The sequence below is a fragment of the Nakamurella deserti genome (assembly GCF_003260015.1).
In the GTDB taxonomy this organism is placed as follows: domain Bacteria; phylum Actinomycetota; class Actinomycetes; order Mycobacteriales; family Nakamurellaceae; genus Nakamurella; species Nakamurella deserti.
This window is the reverse complement of sequence record NZ_QCXS01000003.1, coordinates 343028-358294: the sequence shown is the minus strand read 5'-3', so window position 1 is coordinate 358294 and position 15267 is coordinate 343028. Positions and strand designations below refer to the sequence as shown.

Annotated in this window: 13 protein-coding genes; 3 read left to right on the top strand and 10 right to left on the bottom strand. The window is 72.3% G+C overall.

Annotated elements, in window-relative coordinates; translation table 11 throughout:
* From DB033_RS14865 to DB033_RS14830, 8 genes are all read right to left on the bottom strand, one after another.
* Window positions 1-702: an aspartate/glutamate racemase family protein gene (locus DB033_RS14865; RefSeq protein ID WP_111767720.1), complete on the bottom strand. Its 702-nt coding sequence runs from the start codon at window positions 700-702 to the stop codon at window positions 1-3.
* A 23-nt stretch (window positions 703-725) separates the two neighbouring features.
* Window positions 726-1439, bottom strand: coding sequence for a DUF998 domain-containing protein (locus tag DB033_RS14860; protein WP_157970712.1), 714 nt, complete (start codon window positions 1437-1439; stop codon window positions 726-728).
* A gap of 91 nt (window positions 1440-1530) precedes the next feature.
* The gene (locus DB033_RS14855; RefSeq protein WP_111767718.1) at window positions 1531-3354 is read right to left on the bottom strand and encodes an AMP-dependent synthetase/ligase; all 1824 of its coding nucleotides are present in this window, start codon (window positions 3352-3354) and stop codon (window positions 1531-1533) included.
* A gap of 268 nt (window positions 3355-3622) precedes the next feature.
* Window positions 3623-4921: a sensor domain-containing phosphodiesterase gene (locus tag DB033_RS14850; protein ID WP_170315563.1), complete on the bottom strand. Its 1299-nt coding sequence runs from the start codon at window positions 4919-4921 to the stop codon at window positions 3623-3625.
* Between the two features lie 244 nt (window positions 4922-5165).
* Window positions 5166-5921 carry a TetR/AcrR family transcriptional regulator C-terminal domain-containing protein gene (locus DB033_RS14845; protein ID WP_420814078.1) on the bottom strand — a complete coding sequence of 252 codons (756 nt, stop codon included), beginning with the start codon at window positions 5919-5921 and terminating at the stop codon, window positions 5166-5168.
* 63 nt (window positions 5922-5984) lie between these two features.
* Window positions 5985-6857 (bottom strand): transglutaminase family protein, encoded by an 873-nt coding sequence (locus tag DB033_RS14840; protein WP_111767716.1) that lies wholly within the window; start codon window positions 6855-6857, stop codon window positions 5985-5987.
* Window positions 6854-7804, bottom strand: a complete 951-nt coding sequence (locus DB033_RS14835) for an alpha-E domain-containing protein (protein ID WP_111767715.1) — start codon at window positions 7802-7804, stop codon at window positions 6854-6856. The genes DB033_RS14840 and DB033_RS14835 overlap by 4 nt, the downstream gene beginning before the upstream one ends.
* Window positions 7798-9390 carry a circularly permuted type 2 ATP-grasp protein gene (locus tag DB033_RS14830; RefSeq protein ID WP_111767714.1) on the bottom strand — a complete coding sequence of 531 codons (1593 nt, stop codon included), beginning with the start codon at window positions 9388-9390 and terminating at the stop codon, window positions 7798-7800. The genes DB033_RS14835 and DB033_RS14830 overlap by 7 nt, the downstream gene beginning before the upstream one ends.
* Before the next feature lie 323 nt (window positions 9391-9713).
* Here DB033_RS14830 and DB033_RS14825 point away from each other — a divergent pair, with 323 nt between their 5' ends.
* The 3 genes from DB033_RS14825 (at window position 9714) to DB033_RS14815 (ending at window position 13602) form a co-directional block, all read left to right on the top strand.
* Window positions 9714-10706, top strand: a complete 993-nt coding sequence (locus DB033_RS14825; RefSeq protein WP_111767713.1) for a cation diffusion facilitator family transporter — start codon at window positions 9714-9716, stop codon at window positions 10704-10706.
* The gene (locus tag DB033_RS14820; protein WP_111767712.1) at window positions 10706-11062 is read left to right on the top strand and encodes a thiamine-binding protein; all 357 of its coding nucleotides are present in this window, start codon (window positions 10706-10708) and stop codon (window positions 11060-11062) included. The genes DB033_RS14825 and DB033_RS14820 overlap by 1 nt, the downstream gene beginning before the upstream one ends.
* A 275-nt stretch (window positions 11063-11337) precedes the next feature.
* Entirely contained in the window at window positions 11338-13602 is a 2265-nt protein-coding gene (locus DB033_RS14815; protein ID WP_111767711.1) for a PAS domain-containing protein, read from the top strand.
* Between the two features lie 60 nt (window positions 13603-13662).
* Here DB033_RS14815 and ddaH read toward each other — a convergent pair whose 3' ends face one another.
* Both ddaH and DB033_RS14805 read right to left on the bottom strand, forming a co-directional pair.
* A complete protein-coding gene (ddaH, locus tag DB033_RS14810) occupies window positions 13663-14430 on the bottom strand; it encodes a dimethylargininase (protein ID WP_111767710.1) in 768 nt (255 codons plus the stop codon).
* A 102-nt stretch (window positions 14431-14532) separates the two neighbouring features.
* Complete coding sequence (locus tag DB033_RS14805) at window positions 14533-15159, bottom strand: superoxide dismutase (RefSeq protein WP_111767709.1); 627 nt, start codon at window positions 15157-15159, stop codon at window positions 14533-14535.
* Window positions 15160-15267 lie beyond the last annotated feature (108 nt).

The window sequence follows — 15267 nt, the reverse complement described above, 5'->3', positions numbered from 1 at the left end:
TCACGCCAGCGCGGCCGCCACGGCGGCTTCGGCGTGCAGCTGCGAGGTCGGGAACACCGGCAGCACGCTGTCGGCGGCTCCGATCAACAGCTCGATCTCGGTGCAGCCGAAGATGACCCCCTGGGCGCCGGCCGCGGCGAACCGCTCGATGACGTCCTGGTAGCGCCGCCGTGAGGACGCCTCCACGACGCCGAGGCAGAGCTCGTCGTAGATGATCCGGTGCACGGCCGCGCGGTCGTCGTCGTCCGGGACCAGGACGGTCAGCCCGTGCCGGGCGAGCCGGTCCCGGTAGAACGCCTGCTCCATGGTGAACGCGGTGCCGAGCAGCCCGACGGTGTCCATCCCGGCCGCCCGGACGGCCGTCGCGGTGCAGTCGCCCAGGTGCAGCAGCGGGATGTCGACCGCCGCCTGGACGGTGTCGGCGACCTTGTGCATGGTGTTGGTGCACAGCACCAGCAGCTCGGCGCCGGCCGCCTGCAGATCGCGCGCGACCCCGGCCAGCAGGGCACCGGCGGCGTCCCAGTCGCCGGTGACCTGCAACCGCTCCACCTCGGCGAAGTCCACCGACGCCAGCACGCACCGCGCGGAGTGCAGCCCACCGAGCTCCCGGGCCACCGCCTCGTTGAGCAGCCGGTAGTACAGGGCGCTGGACTCCCAGCTCATGCCGCCGATGAGACCGATGACCCGGGTGCTGGTGCGCATCCCGGCACCGTACTGCGGACCGGTCAGCCGGCGCGACGGGGTTCGCGGACCGCCCGCAGCGCCAGCCAGCCGAGGGCGACGAGCGCGGCGACGGCGAACACCGCGATGCCGCGCTCCATCAGCCCGAGCGGGAACATCCGGTACCAGGGCGTGCCGGTGACCGGTGCCAGCAGGAACGCCCCGACCAGGAACGACAGCCAGCCGGCCGAGACGATCCCGGAGACCAGGGCGGTGCGGGCGGGAGCCTTCAGCCGGCCCTGCCGGTGCCGGGCGATGGCCACCGCCGCGAGCGGCACGCTGACGAACGCGACGAGGCTCGCGACCCGGTGGATGGAGCCGTGAGCGCTGGGCCCGACCGACCAGTCGTGCTTGGGGAAGATCACCAGCACCACGAGGCTGACACTCCAGGCCAGGAGGGCGATGCTGCCCGGCGACAGCGGGCGCAGCGCCCGGGTGGCCCACAGCGAGCCCGCGATGAGCAGCGACCCGGCGGCGACGGCGACCACGCCGAGGTCGAAGACCCAGCCGAGCGAGGAGTAGGCGTACTCGCTGATCGTGCGCCGCCACGGCGACGTCGCCGAGGTCGGTGGGACGACGTGCAGGGCCAGCACGGCGAGACTGCCGGCCAGCAGCACCACGAGGCCGGCGACCGGCAGGGCCGCGGCGGCGCGTGGGGTCCGGCCGTCCACCGGGGTGCGGGCAGCGGCCGCCTCGTTCGTGACCGACGTGGACGTCACCGCGCACTCCTCACCGCAGGGCTTCACCAGGACTGCTCATGATGCCTGCGCCGCCTGTGCGCCGGATGTGAGTCCCGGGCCGGGACGGGGTTCAGTCGGTGTACATCTTGTCGAGCAGGTCCTTGTACTCCTTCTCGACGGCCTTGCGCCGGACCTTCATCGACGGGGTCAGTTCGCCGTCCTCGACGGAGAGGTCCTTGCCGAGGATCTCGAACTTCTTGATCGTCTCCCAGCGCTCCAGCTTGGAGTTCAGGTCGTCGATCTGCTGCTGGATCATCTGGTGCAGCTGCGGCTGGGTGGCGAGCTTCTCGTACGACGCCTCCAGACCCGCCGACTTCGCCCAGTCGCCGATGGCGTCCGGGTCCAGGGTGATCAGCGCCGAGACGTACTTGCGGCCCTCGCCGTGCACGATGATGTGGCTGACCTGTGGGGAGATCGCCTTGAACAGGATCTCGATCTTCTGCGGGGCGATGTACTTGCCGCCGGAGGTCTTGATCAGGTCCTTCTTGCGGTCGGTGACGCGCAGGAAGCCGTCCTCGGTCAGCTCGCCGATGTCGCCGGTGGCGAACCAGCCGTCGGCGTCCAGGACCTCCGCCGTCGCCTCCGGCATGTTGTGGTAGCCGCGCATGACGCCCGGCCCCTTGATGAGGATCTCCCCGTCGTCGGCGATCCTGACCTGGCTGCCGGGGAACACCGGCCCCACCGTGCCGAGCACGTTGTGCCGGGGCTCGTTGACGAAGCTGGCCGCACTCGTCTCGGTCAGCCCGTAACCCTGCAGGATGGGCATCCCGACCGCCCGGAACCACTCGGCGACCGGTGCGGACAGGGCGGCCGAGCCGGAGACGAAGAAGCGGATCCGGCCACCGAGACGGTGCTTGACCTTGCTGAAGACCAACGTGTCGGCCACCGCGTGCTGGGCGGTGAGCAGCGGGCCCGGTCGGCCGGCGGCGCGGGCGGCCTCGTAGCGGATGCCGACGGCGATCGCCCAGTCGAAGATCTTCGCCTTGGCGCCGCCCTCGGCCTGCGCGGTCGCGGTGACCTTGGCGCGGACCTTCTCGAACACCCGCGGGGCACCGGCCATGAAGGTCGGCCTGACCACCGCGAGGTTCTCCACGATCTTGTCGACGTTGCCGTCGACGGCCGTCACGAAGCCGATCCGCAGCTGGACGCCGAGGAGCACCTTGCCGAACACGTGCGACAGCGGCAGCCACAGGTACTGGACGTCGTCGGTGCGCAGGAAGTCCAGCAGTTCCGCCCCGCGGGCGGTGTAGGTCCAGCTGTCGTGGACCAGCCGCACGCCCTTCGGCCGGCCGGTGGTGCCGGAGGTGTAGATCAGGGTGGCCAGGTCCTCCGGGCCGACCCCGGCGATGGCGTCGTCGACGAGCCGCGGCTCGGCCGCGAGCCGCCGCGCGCCGCGCTCCTCGAGCTCGGCGAGGGTCATCGTGCGGTCGTCGTCCATCGCGCCGTCGATGAGCACGACGGCCAGCAGCCCGGCGGCGCTGTCGGGGTGCCCGAGGATCTTGCCGGCCTGCTCCGGATTCTCCGCGACGAGCACCCGGGAGCCGGAGTCGGACGTGATGTAGGCGAAGTCCTCCGCCGACGTCGACGGGTAGATCGTGGTGGTCGCGGCCGCCGCGCACATGATGGCGAGGTCGCACAGCACCCACTCGATCCGGGTGGTGGCGGCGATGGCGACCCGGTCCTCGGGGGCGATGCCCAGGTCGATCAGGCCGGCGGCGATGCGGTACACCCGGTCGCGGGTCTGGTTCCAGGTGATGGTCGTCCAGCCGCCGTCCTCGGGGTACCGGAAGGCGTCGCTGGTGCCGGACTCGGCCACCCGGTCGGCGAACATCTCGCCGAAGGAGCGCTGCCGCTGCGAGATGGGATCACCGGACGTCGTCGTCGAGTTGCTCATGGGGTCCTCACAGGCCGTACCGGGGTGCCGCGGCATCACCAGCCGCACGCGTTCCCGACCTTACTGATCGTTGACCTGCCACGTCGACAGCCGCGCACCGCGCGGTCGGTGCCACCGGCACCCGTCCGCCAACCGGTGACGGTGTCGGTGCCGGCCCCGGTGACGCCCGACGGGTGAGCGGCGCCCCGGACGGATGGCGGGCACCCGGCGACGCTCGTCGCAGCGTGGCTGCCGGCCGGGAGGACGCCCCGTGGCCACGGACCTCGGCTCAGGCCGGGCGTTCCTCGGCCATCGGCACGGCGTCGTGCTCGGGCAGCGCCCCCGGGCGTCCCAGCAGGTAGCCCTGTCCGTACCGGATGCCCAGCCGCACCAGGGCGGCCCGCTCGGCCGCGGTCTCGATGCCCTCGGCGACGAGCACCTTGCCGCCCCGTTCGGTGAACCAGCACATCGCCCGGGCCAGCGACTGGCGGGCGGCGTCGCGGTCGATGCCGCTGATCAGGTCGCGGTCGAGCTTGACGATGTCCGGCGCCACCGACAGGATGCGCTGCAGCCCGGAGTAGCCGGCACCGGCGTCGTCCACCGCGAACCGGGCGCCCCGCCGGCGCAGCGCGTCGACCCGGAGCAGCAGGTCCGGGCGGTCGACCGAGGTCTGCTCGGTCAGCTCCAGCACGAGCCGGCCCAGCGGGAGGATGTCGACGAGATCCTGGAACTCCGGCGAACACAGGGCGTCGGGGGAGACGTTCACGGCGAGGTAGGCCCCCACCGGCAGGCTCGCGACCTCGTCGACCGCGGCGATCAGGGTCGCCATCTCCAGGGCGACGGCGCTGCCGGTACGGGCGGCCATCTCGAACCAGTCCGTCGGGGTGCCCAGCGCGAAGCGGGTGAGGGCCTCGTAGCCGATGACCCGGTTGTCGCGCAGGTCGACGATGGGCTGGAAGACGGTGCGGAAGGCGTGCTCGGCGATCACCTGACGGACCCGGGTGCGGTCCTCCTCGGTCTGCCGGCGCAGGTCCCGCTGGCGCTCCAGGTGCCCGGCGACCAGCGCGGCGAGCATCCGCATCACCGCCAGGTCCCGGACGTGCAGGTCGTCCTTGGGGGTGTGGGCGAACGAGCAGAACGTGCCGTAGACGGTGCCGTCGGACAGCAGGATGGGCACGCTCAGGTGCGCCCCCACCGGCAGGGCCCGGGTGGCGACCAGGTCGGCGGCCGCGGGCAGCGCCGCGGCGTCGTTGATGAGCTCGGGCAGCCGTCCGTCGACCACCCGTTGGCAGTAGGACAGCTCGAGCTCGTCGCCCGCGCCGACCTGCACCGCGGCGCACCCGGAGGCGTTGTCGACGTACCGGAAGATCCGGGAGCCCTGGCTGAACTCGCCGATGAAGGCGACGTCCATGTCGAGGAAGGAGCGGGTGGCGGACAGCACCGCGTCCACGAAGTCCTCCTGACGGAGGGCCTCGGAGACCATCGAGCCGGCGATCGTGGCGGCGTCCAGCGTGGCGATCGAGCCGTCACCGGCCGGGCGGGCACCCGGGTCGTCGCCGCTGTCCCGGGGACGCGGGAGCTGCACCATCCGGGATCCCCTCCAGTTCGTCACGATGAGTGCTCGTTCGGACACGGGAATGGTATGTGAACGCCGGACCTGCATGTCACCGGACGGCGGCTGCCGGCGCAGAATGCTCCGTACGGGGTTCCGGGCGGGCGTCACGGCCGCACAGAGTGACCGGGCGGTCGCGGTGTTCACCCGCTCGCCGGGTCGCCGGACCCCGGCGGTGCGTCCGTCGGCGCCGCCCTCCGCGGGCAACGGCCGGATCCCGTCAGAGCTGGGCTTCCAGCCGGTCGAGCAGGGACTCCAGCGACTTCTCGAACTCCTCGGCGGAGCGGTTCTGCGACAGCATCGGCTCCAGCCGCTGCAGCAGCGGGTAACCGGTGAGGTCGGCCGACGTCGCCGGCTCCGGCTCGGCCTGCTCGATCGGTGCGGTGTCGGCGCCCAGGGCGGACACCTCCAGCAGCAGGTGGCCGAGCAGGAAGCTCGAGAAACCGCGGTAGGCCGAGACCGCCGCCTCGTCGGAGAACCCGCACTCGCGCAGCGTGCCGAGGAACGTCTCCATCCACCGCAGGCTCCGCAGCGGCGGACGCAGCCACGGCGCCGCCGGCGGACGTGTCGCGATCAGCGGGAACACCTCGGGGTGGGTGAGCGCGATCCGGCGCACCGCGTGCGCGAGCCGGGCCAGGTAGTCCTCCCAGTGCGGGGCGGTGAACTGCACGTCGGGATCGGTGTACAGGTCGTCGATGACGTGCTCGACGATGCCGTCCAGCAGGGCCTCACGCCCGTAGACGTAGCGGTACAGGGCCATCGCCTCGACGCCGAGCCGGGACCCGAGGCTGCGCATGGTGAAACCACGCAGCCCCTCGTCGTCGATCAGCTGCACCGCCGCCTCGAGGATCTTCCGCCGGTCGAGACTGCCCCGGGACGACGTCACCGTCTGGGCGGGGACCACCTGGTACGTGACGCCGGCCGCCGGGCCGTCGATCACGGCCTCGGCCGGTGATGTCGCGCCCGGTCGTTCCACGTCGCTCACGCTCTGAGGCTAGCCCCCCGGATGTCCGTCCGGTTCCCACCGAACGGACGAGGCTCAGCGCAGCCGGGTGATCTGCACCGTCACGTCGTTGCCGATGGCGTCCGGGCCGGCGTAGACCCCGCGGATCGGCGGAGTGTCCCGGTAGTCCCGGCCGCGGCCCGCGACCACGTGACGGAGTCCGGTGCGCTGGGCGTTGGTCGGGTCGAAGGCGTTCCAGCGGCCGTCCCAGAACTCGACCCAGGCGTGCGACTCACCGGTCACCGTCCGCCCGATCACGGCGTCGGCGTCGGGATGCAGGTACCCCGACACGTAGCGGGTGGGGATTCCCAGCGAGCGCAGCAGCCCGACCGCGAGGTGGGTGAGGTCCTGGCAGACGCCGCGGCGGTCCTGGTAGGCCTCCACGGCGGACGTGTGGATGCCGGTGCTGCCCTGCTCGTAGGTCAGCGTCCGGTACACCCAGTCGCACACCGCGTGTCCGGTGTCGGCGGGGGTGCCGCCGTCCCGGAGGTGGGCGGCGATGGTGGTCAGCTCGTCGTCCAGCGCGGTCAGCGGGGTCGGGGCCAGGTACTCCTCGAAACGGTCCTCACAGCCGGAGGTGGCCATCTCCGCCCAGCTCATCGCGGCGGGCGGGGCCTCGGCGGGGGTGAAGGTCTCCACCGTGGTCGCCGAGGTCACGGTGAGCTCCCGGTGCGGGCGGTGCACGTCGAAGGCGGCCACCCGGGTGCCGAAGTAGTCGGTGTAGTGCTGCATGCCCTCGTACGGGTCGATCTCGATGTAGGAGGACAGCACCGACTGGCCGGGCTCGTCACCCGGCTGCATCCGCACCTCGTTGTAGCTGGTGGTCACCGGCTCCGGGTAGGTGAGCCGGGTGCGGTGGATGATCGCCAGCCGCCAGATGTCGCCGGCGCTCAGGTAGTCCAGGGTCATGCCAGCGCTCCCAGCGTCGACTGGTTCGCCCAGGTGACCGCGTCACCCTGGCGGAAGAAGGACTTCGTGACCGCCACGTGGGCGTTCTCCACCGCACGCTGCAGGGTGGTCAGCACCGTCGTCAGCTCGTCCTCCAGCTCGGGACCGGAGCGGTACTCCAGGCCGGTGCGGACCCGGCCGATCAGCCGCCGCGCCGACGACGGGTCGCGCCGCGGGTCCCCGTAGCTGTTCGCACCGGCCGCCTCCAGCTCGGCCAGCGACAACTCGGCGGCGTTCATCGCCCGGAACACCGACCGCGGGAACCGGCGGTCCAGCAGCACGAACTCCAGCGCCGACCGCCGGCCCATGTTCTCCCCGTGGTAGCGCACGAAGGGTTCGAAGCCGCCGGTGGCGGTGACCAGCGCCCGCCACGGCGTGCCGGTGCCCTGGGTGGCCGAGGCCAGCAACCGCACGGTCATGTCGGCCCGTTCCAGCGACCGACCGACGTTGAGGAAGTGCCATCCCTCGTCGTGGCTCATCATCTGGTCGATCAGTCCGTTGGCCATCGCGCTGCGCTCGGCGACCCAGCGCAGGAAGGTGTGCGGTCCCGCCGCACTCGTGGACCGGGTGCGCAGCCCGTGCCAGGTGACGTTCAGGCACTCCCACACCTCCATCGGCACCACGTCGCGGACCCCACGGGCGTTGTCCCGGGCCGCGATCAGCGCCCCGGCGACGCTGGACGCGCGCTCGCCGTCGAAGACCAGCGCCCGGATGAGCAGGTCCGGGTCGTCGGGGGTGCCCTCGGCGAGTCCCATCGACTCCACCAGCTCGCGGACGATCTGGTTCTCCTGCTTCCAGGTCCCCGACGGCAGCAGGTGCAGGTAGGTGTCCACGATCCGGGCCGTGGTGTCGGCCCGCTCGATGTGCCGGCCCATCCAGTACATGGCCTCGGCGATCCGGCTCAGCATGCGTCGTTCCTCCCGGTCCGGTGGCGCTGTTGCTGCTGCTGACCCTGCTGCAACCGGTAGGACGCGGTGTCGAAGGCCGGCATCTCCTGTGGTCCGGTCCGGAACTTGGTGCTGACCTCGGGCACGATCGGCGCCGGTGCCCGGTCGCCGTCGCGGCCCTGCTCGAGCACCCAGGTGTCCTTGGAGCCGCCGCCCTGCGACGAGTTCACGACCAGCTCGCCCTCGGGCAGCGCCACCCGGGTCAACCCGCCGGGCAGCACCCAGACGCTGTCGCGGTCGTTCACCGCGAACGGCCGCAGGTCGACGTGGCGGGGCCGCATCTTGTCGCCGATCAGGGTGGGCACCGTGGACAGGGCGACCTCGCGCTGGGCGATCCAGCCCCGCGGGTTCTCCAGGATCGCCTCCCGGGCGGTGCGCAGCGTCTTCGGGTCGGCCTTGGAGCCGATCACGATGCCTTTGCCGCCGGAGCCGTCGACCGGCTTGACGACCAGCTCGGCGAGGTGGTCCAGGGCGTACTCGCGCTGGTCGGCCTCCTCCATCCGGTAGGTGTCGACGTTGGGCAGGATCGGCTCCTCGCCCAGGTAGTAGCGGATGATGTCGGGGACGTAGGTGTAGATGAGCTTGTCGTCGGCCACCCCGTTGCCGATGGCGTTGGCGATGGTCACGTTGCCGGCGCGGGCCGCGTTCACCAGTCCGGGCAGCCCGAGCATCGAGTCCGGCTTGAACTGCAGCGGGTCCAGGAAGTCGTCGTCGATGCGCCGGTAGATGACGTGCACCGGCATCTCGCCGGCCGTGGTCCGGACGAAGACCTTGTTGTTGCGGCAGATCAGGTCGCGGCCCTCGACGAGCTCGACGCCCATCTCGCGCGCCAGCAGGGTGTGCTCGAAGTAGGCGGAGTTGTACACGCCGGGGGTCAGCACGACGACGGTGGGATCGGCGACGTTCCACGGGGCGACGGCGCGCAGCGCGGCGTGCAGTTTGGCCGGGAAGTCGCTGACCGGACGGACCAGCTGGTCGCCGATGGCCTCGCTCATCAGCTCGGCGACGGCCTGCCGGTTCTCCAGGACGTAGGACACCCCGGACGGCACCCGGACGTTGTCCTCCAGGACCCGGAAGGCGCCGGTCTCGTCACGGATCAGGTCGACGCCGGACAGCACGATGCGGGCACCGTCCTGGCCGGAGATGCCGGCGACCTGACGGGCGAAGTGCGGGCTGGTGGTCAGCAGCCGCTTGGGCACCACCCCGTCGGCGAACACCCGGCCGGCCCCGTAGGCGTCGGCGAGGAAGTGCTCCAGCGCCCGGACGCGTTGTGACACACCCTGTTCCACGGCCTGCCATTCGCCGGCGGTGATGATGCGGGGGATGAGGTCCAGCGGGAACGGGCGTTCCACCCCGCCGAGCGCGAAGGTGATGCCCTGGTCGAGGAAGCTGCGGCCGAGGATCTCGGCGCGGGACTTCAGGTCGGCGGCGTCGAGCTTCTGCAGAGCCGCGTGCACGGTCGCGTAGGCGTCGCGCGTGCGGCCCTCGGCGGCGAACATCTCGTCCCATGCGCGGCCGAAGGGGTAGTTCTCGAACAGGTCCGCCATGTGCGGGACCGTATGCCCGGGCTGTTGCGAAAGCATGACGCTCGTCCGCCCCTCTGTTACGTGCCGGAGTCGTACCCGAACCGGCGGTTAGACCGACCGGCTCCGCCGCCCCACCCCACCGGGCCGCGGCGGACCCTGCGGAGCGGGTCCCCATTGTGGCAGTCCACCCACGGGGGCGCGCCCCGGCGGGGTGGTCCCGGCGTCGGGGGGACAACCGGTGGCCGGACGGGCGCTGCGTGCGGCGGTGCCCGGGCCGGGGTGCACAATCCTCGTCGGACCGGCGGGACACGGCGGCGCCGGTACGGACGAAAGGGACCACGACTGTGAGCACCTCCGGCGGGACCAGGGCGATCTTCGCCGCCCTGGCGGCCAACCTCGGGATCGCGGTGATGAAGTTCGTCGCGTTCGTGTTCTCCGGGTCCTCGTCGATGCTCGGCGAGTCGATCCACTCGCTGGCCGACTCGGGCAACCAGGTGCTGCTGCTGGTCGGCGGCAGGCGGGCCAAGCGGGCCGCGACCCCGGAGCACCCCTTCGGCTACGGACGCGAGCGCTTCGTCTACGCGTTCCTGGTCTCGATCATCCTGTTCTCCCTCGGCGGGCTGTTCTCGCTGTACGAGGGCATCCACAAGGTGCAGCACCCGGAGCCGCTGGAGGTGCCGTGGCTGCCGATCGCGGTGCTCGTCGGGGCGATCCTGATGGAGGGCTTCTCGTTCCGGACGGCGATCAAGGAGAGCAACCACGTCCGCGGCAACGTCGGCTGGGTCCAGTTCGTCCGGCGCGCCAAGGCGCCGGAGCTGCCGGTGATCCTGCTCGAGGACTTCGCCGCGCTCGTCGGCCTCACGCTCGCGCTGGTCGGGGTGTCGATCGCGATCGCCACCGGCGACGGCGTCTGGGACGGGGTCGGCACCATCGCCATCGGCGTGCTGCTCATCGTGGTGGCCTGCGTGCTGGCGGTGGAGACCAAGTCGCTGCTGCTCGGCGAGGGTGCGCTGGCCGAGGACGTCCGCCGGATCACCGCCGCCGCCGAGGCGGAGGACTCCATCGAGAAGGTGATCCACATGCAGACCATGTACCTGGGACCGGAGGAGCTGCTGGTGGCGATGAAGGTGGCCGTGCACCGCACCGACGACGCCGCCGCGGTGGCGCGGGCGATCGACCGGGTGGAGAGCCGGGTGCGGGCCGCGGTGCCCGTCGTGACCGCGATGTACGTCGAACCGGACATCCTGCGGACCGGGACCACCACCGGACCGACCGCAGCGGCGGCACCGACCTCGCCGCCCGGACCGACCGCACCGACCCGGGACGGGGTGCGCTGATGCTCGTCGCCTTCTCCGTCGCGCCGTCCGGCACCGCCCCGTCCGGTACCGCCCCGTCCGGTGGACCCGACCCGGACGGTTCCGGCTCCGGTTCCGGCGGTGACTCGGTCACCCGGGCGGTCGCCGAGGCCGTGCGGATCGTGCGGGCCTCCGGGCTGCCGAACCGCACCGACGCCATGTTCACCACCCTGGAGGGCGAGTGGGAGGAGTGCATGGCGGTCGTGCGGGAGTGCTGCGAGGCCGTCGGGCGGTACGGCACCCGGGTCTCGCTGGTGCTCAAGGCCGACATCCGGCCGGGGCACAGCGGCGAGCTCACGGCCAAGGTCGCCCGGGTCGAGGCGCTGCTCGAGCCGTGACGCGGCGGAGGTGAGGGGGATCACTCGCGCGGGACGTCCCAATCGTCGGGATGGTCCGGTCGACGGCCCGCCGGGCGCCCCCTGACAGGGCGGTGATCCCCCCGTCGGCGGTACGTTGCGTTGATGGACAGTCACTCACCGTCTGACCTGAGCGTCGGATTCGGCGCGACCGCCGCTGCCGCCGTGAGCGGTTCGCGTCACCGTCGGTCGGCGCTCGCGGACCGGGTGGCGGACACCCCGGAAGGCGGGTCTCCGGTGGCCGAGGGACGGTCCTGATGGCGGGCGGCAACGGTGCCGCCGTCCGGTTCGCGGGGACGTCGGACGACGAGGCCGCCCGACTGGCCGTGCTGCACTCCTACGGCGTCCTGGACACCGCCGCCGAACCGTTGTTCGACGATCTCACCGCGCTCGCCGCCGACCTCTGCGGCACGTCGATGGCCCTGGTCAGCCTGGTCGACGAGAGCCGGCAGTGGTTCAAGTCGCGGGTCGGTCTGGACCGGTGCGAGACGCCCCGCGAGCAGTCGTTCTGCGCGCACGCGCTCCGCCGGTCCGACCCGCTGGTCGTCCCCGACGCTTTGCTCGACCCGCGCTTCCGGGACAACCCGATGGTGGTGGAGGCCCCGTTCGTCCGCTTCTACGCCGGGGCCCCGTTGATCAGCCGGGAGGGTGCGACCCTGGGCACCCTGTGCGTGCTCGACGAGCACCCCGGCTCGCTGACCGACCGCCAGCGCCGACAGCTCACCGCGCTGGCGGGGCAGGTGACCGCGCTGCTCGAATCCCGCCGGCAGGCGCACGAACTGGCGACCGAGGTCGCGGTCCGGCGGCGCACCGAGCGGACGATGGCGGCCACCGACCGGCTGCTGCGCGGAGTGCTCTCGCACCCCGACGCGCTGATCTACGCCAAGGACCTCGACGGCCGGTTCGTGCTGGCCAACGACGCCCTGCACGCGCTCTTCGGGCGGACCGACGGCTGGTTGCTGGGCCGTACCGACGCGGACGTGGTCGACGCCGCCGCGGCGGCCGCGTTCCGCCGTGCCGACCGGGAGGTCGCCGACACCGGGGACCGCAGGGTGCTCGAGGAGACGCTCCCGCATCCCGACGGCACCGTCCGCCACTACCTGTCGGCCAAGTTCCCGCTGCGCGACGAGGACGGCGTGGTCTACGCCGTCGCGGGTGTGTCCACCGACATCACCGCACAGGTCGACGCCGCCGCGCGGCTGCAGGCGTCGGAGCGGCGCTGGCGGCAGCTGTTCGACGAGTCACCGGTCGGCATCGGCCTGTCCGACGAGCACGGCACCATCGTCGCCGCCAACGCGGCGCTGTGCGCCCTCTTCGGGCGGCCCGCGGAGGAGGTGCTGGGGGCCACGGCCGCCGACTTCGGGCATCCCGACGACGTGCGCCGTCAGGGCAGCACCCAGGAGATGCTGCGGGCCGCGGGGGGCGAGGTCGTCCAGGTCGAGAAGCGCTACGTCCGGCCCGACGGCGAACAGCGGTGGGCCTGGCTGACCGCGGCCCGCTCCCCGGGGCCGGCCGGTGAGCCGTGGGTGCTGGCCCACGCGCAGGACATCACCGAGCGGCTGCTGGCGGAGCAGGTGATCCGCGACTCCGAGGCCAACCTCTCGGCGGTCGCCGAGGTCGTCGCCGAGATCCAGGCGGGCAGCGACGCACGCGAGACGATCGTGCGGGCGTGCGCCGAGCTCGCCCGGGCCCGCTACGTCTGCCTGTTCGAGCCCGACCCCGCCGACGACGACCTGCTGCGGGTGACCCGGACCAACACCCCGGACCTGGCCGGCTTCGTGCTCGCCCGGGTCCTCCCGTCGGCCATCTGCCGCGCCTTCGACGGCGTCGACCCGGACCCCGTCACCGAGCGCGGCGCACGCTCGTTCCCCGCGCCGCTGGCCTCGGACAGCAACGTGATGGTGGTGCCGGTCCGCGCCGGTTCCACCGTGATCGCGGTGCTGACCCTCGGCTTCGACCACGGCGTCCCGCCGGCGGGCGACAAGCGGGACAACGTCGTCCGGCTGCTCGCCGCGCAGGCGGGGGTGGCGATGCGGCAGAGCGCGCTGCTCGCCGAGTTCGCCGAACGGGCCGTCACCGACCCGCTGACCGGATTGCCCAACCGGCGCGGCTGGGACGACGCCCTGGTGCGGCTGTCCACCGAGCGGCGCCCGGGGGAGCGGGTGATCGTGGCCCTGCTGGACTTCGACCGCTTCAAACTGTTCAACGACACCCGGGGTCACGCCGCCGGCGACGACCTGCTGCGCGGTTTCGCCGACCGCGCCCGCCGGGTGCTGCGGGCCGGCGACGTGCTGGCCCGCTGGGGTGGCGAGGAGTTCGCGCTGGCCCTGCCGCACCTGGAGGACGACCACGTCGACGTCGTCCTGCGGCGGGTCGCCGCGGCCATGCCGCACGGCCAGACCTGCAGCGTCGGCTGGGCCGAGCTCGCCGCCGGCCAGGAGATCCGGGAGGCGATGGTGGAGGCCGATGCGGCGCTCTACGTGGCCAAGGAGTCGAGCCGCAACCAGATCCGGCACTTCTGAGGCTCCGTCGGGCGGGCGTGCGGGAAGCGCCGCTGCGACCTGCGGGACGGCGGGCCCGTCTCAGCCGCGCAGCCGGACCGACAGGCAGGTCACGCAGCCCTCGAGCTTCTCGAACTCGCTGATGTCCACGACGACCGTCCGGTAGCCCAGCCCCCGGAAGACCTCCGCGGACCGGGGCGCCGACGCGGCCATCAGCAGGGTGTCGTCGCCGAGCAGGACGACGTGGGCGCCGCCTTCCTCGGGTACCGCCAGGAACGTGTCGAAGACGGCCGGGTCGTCGACCAGCGGTGGACAGCCGATCACCGTGCCGTCCGGCAGGGCGGTCACCGCGCTCTTGAGGTGCAGGACCCTGGTCGTGGGTACCGGGACGACCTCCCACCCCTCCGGGGTGACCAGCGCACGGAGCTGGTCCACGGCCGCGGCGTTGGTGCGCAGAGTCTGGCCGACGTAGACCGTGCGGCCGATCTTGAGCACGTCACCACCGTCGAGCGTCGCCGGCGCGGTGAGCTCCGCGATCCGGAGACCCGCGGCCTCGACGGCGGCGCGGACCGTGGGGAGCTCGGCACGGCGCTGCACCGCACCGGAGCGGCTGAGCACCGCCAGGTCTGCGTAGACCACGACGGCGTCCTCGACGAACACACCGTCGGGGCAGTCGTCCGCCGGGTCCACCTCGACCGGCCGGAAACCGTGGGCGCGCAACGCCTCCACGTAGTCCGACCACTGCCGTTCGGCGAGCGCCTGGTCGACGACGGACCGCTCGATGTGGGTGACGAGGCCGTCGGCGAGGTGCGGAGCGGGACGCCGGACGAGGGCGCGGGCGGCGGACATGAGGGACAAGATACGGTCCGGGTCCGTCCGCGGCCGGTCCGGAACGCACCGCGGCCCGGACCCCGGGTGGGGTCCGGGCCGCGGGATGCTGCGGGTCCGGGGTCAGCCGGGGATGATCAGGCCCTGGCTGCTGCTGCGCGCGCGGGTGAACCGCTCGGTGGCGTCGGCCCAGTTGATCACGTTCCACCACGCGGTCACGTAGTCGGCCTTGACGTTCTGGTACTGCAGGTAGAAGGCGTGCTCCCACATGTCGAGCAGCACGATCGGCACCTGCGCGAACGGGATGTTGCCCTGCTGGTCGAACAGCTGCAGGACGTTGAGCCGCTGGCCCAGGGTGTCCCAGGCCAGGACGGACCAGCCGGAGCCCTGGATCGCGTTCGCGTTGGCGGTGAAGTGCGCCTTGAAGCCGTCGAACGACCCGAAGAACTCGTCGATCGCCGCGCCCAGCTCGCCGTCGGGCCGGTCGCCGCCGCCCGGGGCCAGGTTCGGCCAGAAGATGCTGTGGTTGAGGTGACCGCCCAGGTGGAACGCGAGGCTCTTCTCGAGCCCGTTGACCGACGCGAAGGCGTTCTTCTCGCGGGCCTCGGCCAGCTGGTCCAGGGTGTCGTTGGCGCCCTTGACGTAGGTGGCGTGGTGCTTGTCGTGGTGCAGTTCCATGATCTTGCCGCTGATGAACGGCTCGAGCGCCGCGTAGTCGTAGGGCAGGTCAGGAAGGGTGTACGGGGCCATGAAGTGAGTCCTCCTCGTGGGTGGCGTGCCGTGATTCCACTCGGATTGGACCCTATACCCGCGGGCCCGGCCGCTTCCCGGGGCCTCGGACGGGTGACCGCCGGGCCC